The sequence below is a fragment of the Caulobacter sp. P1_B12_2 genome, assembly GCF_056406675.1.
On record NZ_JBFTZS010000219.1, the window covers coordinates 1 to 7,437 of the forward strand.

At 67.0% G+C, this 7,437-nt stretch carries 5 protein-coding genes; all 5 read right to left on the bottom strand.

Features of this window, described 5'->3' with window-relative positions:
• On the bottom strand, positions 1-317 hold a 317-nt coding region (locus tag AC1DZ6_RS14510; protein ID WP_477097865.1), incomplete at its 3' end, for a biotin/lipoyl-containing protein.
• A 56-nt stretch (positions 318-373) separates the two neighbouring features.
• Positions 374-3,337 carry a 2-oxoglutarate dehydrogenase E1 component gene (locus AC1DZ6_RS14515; protein WP_477097866.1) on the bottom strand — a complete coding sequence of 988 codons (2,964 nt, stop codon included), beginning with the start codon at positions 3,335-3,337 and terminating at the stop codon, positions 374-376.
• Positions 3,338-3,506: 169 nt separating this feature from the next.
• A complete protein-coding gene (sucD, locus tag AC1DZ6_RS14520) occupies positions 3,507-4,391 on the bottom strand; it encodes a succinate--CoA ligase subunit alpha (RefSeq protein ID WP_477097867.1) in 885 nt (294 codons plus the stop codon).
• 5 nt (positions 4,392-4,396) lie between these two features.
• Positions 4,397-5,596 carry an ADP-forming succinate--CoA ligase subunit beta gene (sucC, locus tag AC1DZ6_RS14525; RefSeq protein WP_477097868.1) on the bottom strand — a complete coding sequence of 400 codons (1,200 nt, stop codon included), beginning with the start codon at positions 5,594-5,596 and terminating at the stop codon, positions 4,397-4,399.
• Between the two features lie 258 nt (positions 5,597-5,854).
• On the bottom strand, positions 5,855-7,437 hold a 1,583-nt coding region (locus AC1DZ6_RS14530; RefSeq protein WP_477097869.1), incomplete at its 5' end, for a glycosyltransferase.

The window sequence follows — 7,437 nt, forward strand, 5'->3', positions numbered from 1 at the left end:
GCAGGAGCAGGAGCAGCGGCGGGAGCCGGCGCCGGAGCGGCGGCCTTCGGCGCGGCGGCGGCCGGCGCGGCGGTCGCGGCACCGCCCTCGGTCACCACGCCCAGCACCGTGCCCGGCACGACGGTCGCGCCTTCCTCGGCGCTGATCGAGGCCAGGACGCCGTCGGCCGGAGCCACGACCTCAAGGCTGACCTTGTCGGTTTCCAGCTCGACGAGCAATTCGTCCTTCTTCACCGCCTCCCCGGCCTTCTTGGTCCAGCGCGCCACCGTCGCTTCGGTGACGGATTCGCCGAGGGCGGGGGTCATGATGTCGGCCATGTGGGGTTCCGATGTCTCTTGTTTGGTCCGGGCGGGTTAGGGTCTGGACGAAGCGATCAGGCGAAGGCTTCGTTCAGGAAGGTCTCGAGTTCTTTCATGTGGCGGCTCATCATGCCGGCGGCCGTGGAGGCCGAGGCCGGACGGCCGACGTAGCGCGCACGCTTGGCCTTCACGTCCAGCTTGGCAAGGCTCAGTTCCAGCCACGGATCGACGAAGGTCCAGCCGCCCATGTTCTTGGGCTCTTCCTGGCACCAGACCAGCTCGGCGTTCTTGAAGCGGCCCAGCACGGCCAGCACCGACTTCAGCGGCCAGGGATAGAACTGCTCCAGGCGCACGATGTAGATGTCGTCGCGGCCGGCCTTGGCCCGGGCGTCGATCAGGTCGAAATAGACCTTGCCCGAACAGGCGATGACGCGGGTGATCTTGTCGTCGCTCTGCAGCTTGACGCCGCCGACGTCGCAGCCGGCTTCGGCCCCGTCGATCATCACGCGGTGGAAGCTGGAGCCCTCGCCCATGTCGGCCAGGTTCGAGACCGCCTTCTTGTGACGCAGCAGGCTCTTGGGCGTCATGACGATCAAGGGCTTGCGGAACTCGCGGTGCATCTGGCGACGCAGGGCGTGGAAGTAGTTGGCCGGGGTGGTGCAGTTGACCACCTGCATGTTGTCTTCCGCGCACGACTGCAGGAAGCGCTCGAGGCGCGCCGAGCTGTGCTCGGGGCCCTGGCCTTCGTAGCCGTGCGGCAGCAGCATGGTCAGGCCGCTCATCCGCAGCCACTTGCGCTCGCCCGAGCTGATGAACTGGTCGATGACCACCTGGGCGCCGTTCACGAAGTCGCCGAACTGGCCTTCCCACAGGGTCATGGTGTTCGGGTCGGCCAGCGAGAAGCCGTACTCGAAGCCCAGCACCGCCTCTTCCGACAGGGCCGAGTCGATGACCTCGTAGTGGGCCTGGCCGGCGCGGATGTTGTTGAGCGGCGTGTAGTGCTCTTCGGTCGTCTGGTCGATGATGTCCGAATGGCGCTGGGTGAAGGTGCCGCGCACGCTGTCCTGGCCGGACAGGCGGACGGGGAAGCCCTCGTCGAGCAGGGTGGCGAAGGCCAGGTGCTCGGCCGTGCCCCAGTCGATGTTCTCGCCCTTCTCGATCGCTTCGCGGCGGTTCTCGATCACGCGCTTGACGGTCTTGTGGGCGTTGATGCGGTCGGGAATGGTCGTGATCTGGCGACCGATCTCCAGCAGCCTGGTCTTGGCGACCTCGGTCTTGCCCCTGCGCTCTTCGTCGCCGGGCAGGGCCAGGCCCTTCCACTTGCCGTCCAGCCAGTCAGCCTTGTTGGGCTTGTAGCTCTTGCCGGCGTCGAACTCCTGGTCGAGGAAGCTGTCGAACTCGCCGACCCAGCCGTCGACCTCGGCCTGGGTGGCCACGCCTTGGCCGACCAGCCGCTGGCTGTAGAGCTCGCGGGTCGAGATGTGGTCCTTGATCTTGGCGTACATCAAGGGCGAGGTCATCGTCGGGTCGTCACCTTCGTTGTGACCGAACCGACGATAGCAGAACATGTCGATGACCACGTCCTTGCCGAACATTTGGCGATATTCGGTGGCGACCTTGGCCGCGAAGACCACGGCTTCGGGGTCGTCGCCGTTGACGTGGAAGATCGGGGCTTCGACCATCAGCGCCACATCCGAGGGATAGGGCGAGCTGCGCGAATAGCGCGGACTGGTCGTGAAGCCGATCTGGTTGTTGACGATGAAGTGGATGGTGCCGCCCGTGCGGTAGCCCTTCAGGCCCGACAGGGTGAAGCACTCGGCCACCACCCCCTGGCCCGCGAAGGCCGCGTCGCCGTGCAGCAGCAGCGGCAGCACGTGGCCGCGGCCGGCGTCGGGCTGTTCGCGCAGGGTGAACGCCTGCTTGGCGCGCGCTTTGCCGATCACCACCGGGTTGACGATTTCCAGGTGCGAGGGGTTGGCGGTCAGCGACAGGTGGACCTTGTTGTCGTCGAACTCGCGGTCCGACGAAGCGCCCATGTGGTACTTGACGTCGCCCGAGCCCTCGATGTCCGAGGGCACCGACGAGCCACCCTGGAATTCGTGGAAGATCACGTGATAGGGCTTGCCCATCACGGCGGCCAGGGTGTTCAGGCGGCCGCGGTGCGGCATGCCGATGACGATTTCCTTCACGCCCAGCGCGCCGCCGCGCTTGATGATCTGCTCCAGCGCCGGAATGCAGGCTTCGCCGCCGTCGAGGCCGAAGCGCTTGGTGCCGGGGAAGCGCTTGTGCAGGAAGCGTTCGAAGCCCTCGGCCTCGATCAGCTTCTTGAGGATGGCGATCTTGCCTTCCTTGGAGAACACGATCTCCTTGTCGCGGCCCTCGATGCGCTCCTGCAGCCAGGCCTTCTCGGTCGGATCCGAGATGTGCATGTACTGCACGCCGACATTGTCGCAGTAGGTGCGGCGCAGGATCGACAGGATCTCGCGGATCGACGAGGTCTCCAGACCCAGCACGAAGTCCAGGAAGATCGGACGGTCGTAGTCGGCTTCCGAGAAGCCGTAGGTCGACGGGTCCAGCTCGGGAGCCGACGCCTTGGGCTCCAGGCCCAGCGGGTCGAGGTTRGCGGCCAGGTGGCCGCGCATCCGGTAGGCCCGGATCATCATGATGGCGCGCAGGCTGTCCAGCGTGGCGGCGCGGACGGCTTCTGCCGAGGAGCCCGGAGCCTTGGCCTCGATGGCCTTGGTCATCTTGGCTTCGACGGCGGGGGCCACGGTCGGCCACTGGCCGTCGATGGCCGACAGCCATTCCGGACGCACGCTCGGGGCCTGGCGAGGCGTCCAGGCCGGGTCCTGCGCGGCGCGCTTGACCTGGTCGGCCTGGTCCGAAAGCGTGGCGAAGAAGGCGGCCCAAGACGGCTCGACCGATGCAGGGTTCTCCGCCCACCGGGCGTAGAGATCTTCCACGAAAGCCGCATTGGCGCCGTAGAGGAACGAGGTCTCGGTCAAGACCTGATTGATGATGCCTGCGTCGTCCGCCATCGTGTTCGCCTTAGATCCCTTACGGTACCGGTAGCCCAGGCCCGTAAATATAGTCTCTCAATCACCCGGGCGCCCGCCATGTCCGGCGGGGCCCAGGTGATTTTTTCGGATCGTCGACTGGCGGTCGCAAAAAACCTGGGCCCCGCGGGGCGGGGTTTCGGTGTGGTGTTTAGCCCTTGAGCACCTCGAGGAGGGTCTCGCCCAGGCGCGCCGGCGACGGCGAGACGCGGATGCCCGCGGCTTCCATCGCGGCGATCTTGTCTTCCGCGCCGCCCTTGCCGCCCGAGATGATCGCGCCGGCGTGGCCCATGTGACGGCCGGGAGGGGCCGTGCGGCCGGCGATGAAGCCGACCATGGGCTTGCTGCGGCCGCGCTTGGCTTCGTCAGCGATGAACTGGGCGGCTTCTTCTTCGGCCGAGCCGCCGATCTCGCCGATCATGACGATCGACTTGGTGGCTTCGTCGGCCAGGAAGAGTTCCAGGATGTCGATGAACTCGGTGCCCTTGACCGGGTCGCCGCCGATGCCGACGGCCGTGGTCTGACCGAGGCCCGCGTTCGTGGTCTGGAACACGGCTTCATAAGTCAGGGTGCCCGAGCGCGAGACGACGCCGACCGAGCCGTTCGAGAAGATCGAACCCGGCATGATGCCGATCTTGCACTGGTTCGGGGTCAGGACGCCGGGGCAGTTCGGGCCGATCAGGCGCGACTTCGAACCCTGCAGGGCCTTCTTCACGCGCACCATGTCCAGCACCGGGATGCCTTCGGTGATGCAGATGATCAGCGGGATTTCCGCGTCGATGGCTTCCAGGATCGAGTCGGCCGCGAAGGGAGGCGGCACGTAGATCGCGGTGGCGTCGGCGCCGGTGGCTTCGCGGGCTTCGCCGACCGTGTCGAACACCGGCAGGCCGATGTGGGTCTGGCCGCCCTTGCCGGGGGTGACGCCGCCGACCATCTTGGTGCCGTAGGCGATCGCCTGTTCCGAGTGGAACGTGCCCTGGGCGCCGGTGATGCCCTGGCAGATGACCTTGGTTTCAGATCCGATGAGGATGGACATGAGAGTTACGCAGCCCCTTTGACGGCGGCGACGATCTTCTCGGCCCCATCCGACAGGTCGTTGGCGGCGATGACGTTCAGGCCGCTTTCCGAAATGATTTTCTTGCCGAGTTCGACGTTGGTGCCTTCCAGGCGCACGACCAGCGGAACCTTCAGGCCCACTTCCTTCACGGCGGCGATGACGCCTTCCGCGATGATGTCGCAGCGCATGATGCCGCCGAAGATGTTGACCAGGATGCCCTTCACGGACGGGTCGGAGGTGATGATCTTGAAGGCCGCGGTGACCTTCTCCTTGCTGGCGCCGCCGCCGACATCGAGGAAGTTGGCCGGCTCGGCGCCGTACAGCTTGATGATGTCCATGGTGGCCATGGCCAGGCCCGCGCCGTTGACCATGCAGCCGATTTCGCCTTCCAGGGCGATATAGGCCAGGTCGTACTTCGAGGCTTCGATTTCCTTGGGGTCTTCTTCGCTCTCGTCGCGCAGGGCGCGGATGTCCGGGTGACGGAACAGCGAGTTGCCGTCGAACGACAGCTTGGCGTCCAGGACCTTCAGGTGATCGTCTTCCGTGACGATCAGCGGGTTGATCTCCAGCATGGCCATGTCCTTGGCCAGGAACGCCGTATAGAGCTGGCCGAGCAGCGTGGCGGCTTCCTTGGCCAGGCCGCCGGTCAGGCCCAGGGCCTTGGCCAGGGCGCGCGCGTGGGTCGGCCACACGCCGGTCGCGGGATCGATCGAGAAGCTATGGATCTTCTCGGGGGTGTCGTGAGCGACATCCTCGATGTCCATGCCGCCTTCGGTCGAAGCGACCACCGAAACCATCGAGGTCTCGCGGTCGACCAGCAGCGACAGGTAGAATTCCTTGGCGATCGCCGCGCCTTCTTCGATGTAGAGGCGGTTGACCTGCTTGCCCTTGGGGCCGGTCTGGTGGGTCACCAGCACACGGCCGAGCATTTCCTCGGCCGAAGCCTTGACGTCGGCGACCGACTTGACGACGCGGACGCCGCCCTTGGCGTCGGGGCCCAGGCCCTCGAACTTGCCCTTGCCACGGCCACCGGCGTGGATCTGGGACTTCACCACGAACACCGGACCACCCAGCTTTTCAGCGGCGGCGACGGCCTCCTCCGGTGTGAAGGCGGCGAAGCCGCGCGGGACAGGGGCGCCGAACTCCGCGAGGACGGCTTTGGCTTGGTGTTCGTGAATGTTCATGAGTGACCGGTCTCGGCGACGGCTTCTGAAATGTGGCCGGGTTATAGGAGTGTGATTTCGCAGGCGCAACCGCGCTTGGACCGATTGTTCGGCTCATGTGAAAAAGTGGGCGGGACTCGCACAAGCCCGGAACCACTTGGACTTTTTCACCGAACGCCGGCTTCCCGGGGGTCAACCCGCCCCCTCGTCGCCGCAAAAAAGGTACCGCTACCAATCGCACAGGCGAATGACAGCCTTGTCATACCCCTGAGCGGGCCGTCACTTGACCGTCGCGGTCGCCCTTCGCTCGAGTTTTCCCCACCCCACGCGCCCGCCCCGCGCGGCGGTCAGCACCGATTTGACGACCACGTAGTACATCAGCTGCCGGTAGCCGAAGCGCTGGACCGGCAGATAGGGCAGGTCCGCCCACGGCGCGCGCTTCTCCAGGGCCATGCCCAGGGCGCCGGCCGACAGGTCCACCAGGATGAACACCGCCCAGTACAGCAGGCCCCGGATGGTGTCGTCGGGCGACCACTCCACCGGGTGGGCGATGGCGCCGTAGACGCCCGAGATCAGGCTCCAGACCACCGCCAGATCGACCAGCGGCGCGGCGACGGCCAGCAGGATCTGGAACAGCCAGATCTGCGGCAGGGCCACGAAGCCCAAGGCCGGGGTCTTGGGGCTGAACAGGGCCGCGCGGTGCTTCCAGACGCACTGCAGGGTGCCGAACGACCACCGGAACCGCTGCTTGAGCAGGCCGCCCACGGTGTCAGGCGCCTCGGTGAAGGCCTGGGCCGAGGGGTCGAAGGCCACCTTCCAGCCGGCGCGCTGGCAGGCGATGGTCAGGTCCTGGTCCTCGGCCAGGGTGTCGGCCGGATAGCCGCCCAGGTCGTCCAGCACGCTCTTGCGCCAGGCGCCGACCGCGCCGGGCACCACCGTCACCGCGCCCAGGGCCGCCAGGGCCCGGCGCTCCAGGTTCTGGGCGGTGACATATTCCAGGGCCTGCCAGCGGGTGACCATGTTGACCCGGTTGCCGACGATGGCGTTGCCGGCCACGGCCCCGATCCGGGGATCCTGGAACCAGCGCACCAGCCGGCCGATGGTCTTCGGCGGGAAAAGCGTGTCGGCGTCGAGGGCCACGACGTAGTCGCCCTTGGCCACGGCCAGGCCGCGATTGACCGCCCGCGCCTTGCCGCCGTTCTCGAAGCTCAACAGGGTGACGCGCGGATTGTCGCCGTGGGCGCGCCGCACTTCCTCGGCCGTGTTGTCCTTGGAGCCGTCGTCGAGGACCAGAACCTCGAGGTTCTTCCACTCGGATTCCAGGATCCGCGCCACCGAGGCGGCGATCACCTTCTCCTCGTTGAAGCAGGGGATCAGCACGCTGACCAGCGGCCCGGTCTCGGGATCCAGGTTCTCGGGGCTCTCATGCGTCCAGCGGTGGACCAGGGCCAGGCAGGCCAGGAACACCAGCCGCGCCAGGCCCAGGGCGATGGCGGTCAGGAACAGCCCCGTCAGCAGCATCTTCAGGGTACGGAACAATCCGAAACCGACGCGGTCCAGGCCCAGGGCCAGCGGGTCGCGGTCGCTGACCGGCATCGCCTGGGCGGGGGTCATGCCGGCCAGTTCGCCGACCGTGACCAGCCGATAGCCCCGCGCCCGGATGGCGTCGATCAGGCCCGGCAGGGCCGCGACGGTGCGCGAGCGGTCGCCGCCGGCGTCGTGCAGCAGCACCACCTGCCCTGGCCGGTCGCCGGGGTGATCCAGGCGGTCCAGCGTGCGGTCGATGATCGTCTGCGGCGTGGGCTTTTGCCAGTCGTCGGTGTCGATCCGCAGGCCGACGACCAGGTAGCCCAGGGCCTGGG

Coding starts and splice junctions, on each gene's coding strand:
- sucD (WP_477097867.1), bottom strand. CDS start 4,391: ATGTCCATCCTCATCGGATCTGAAACCAAGGTCATCTGCCAGGGCATC.
- sucC (WP_477097868.1), bottom strand. CDS start 5,596: ATGAACATTCACGAACACCAAGCCAAAGCCGTCCTCGCGGAGTTCGGC.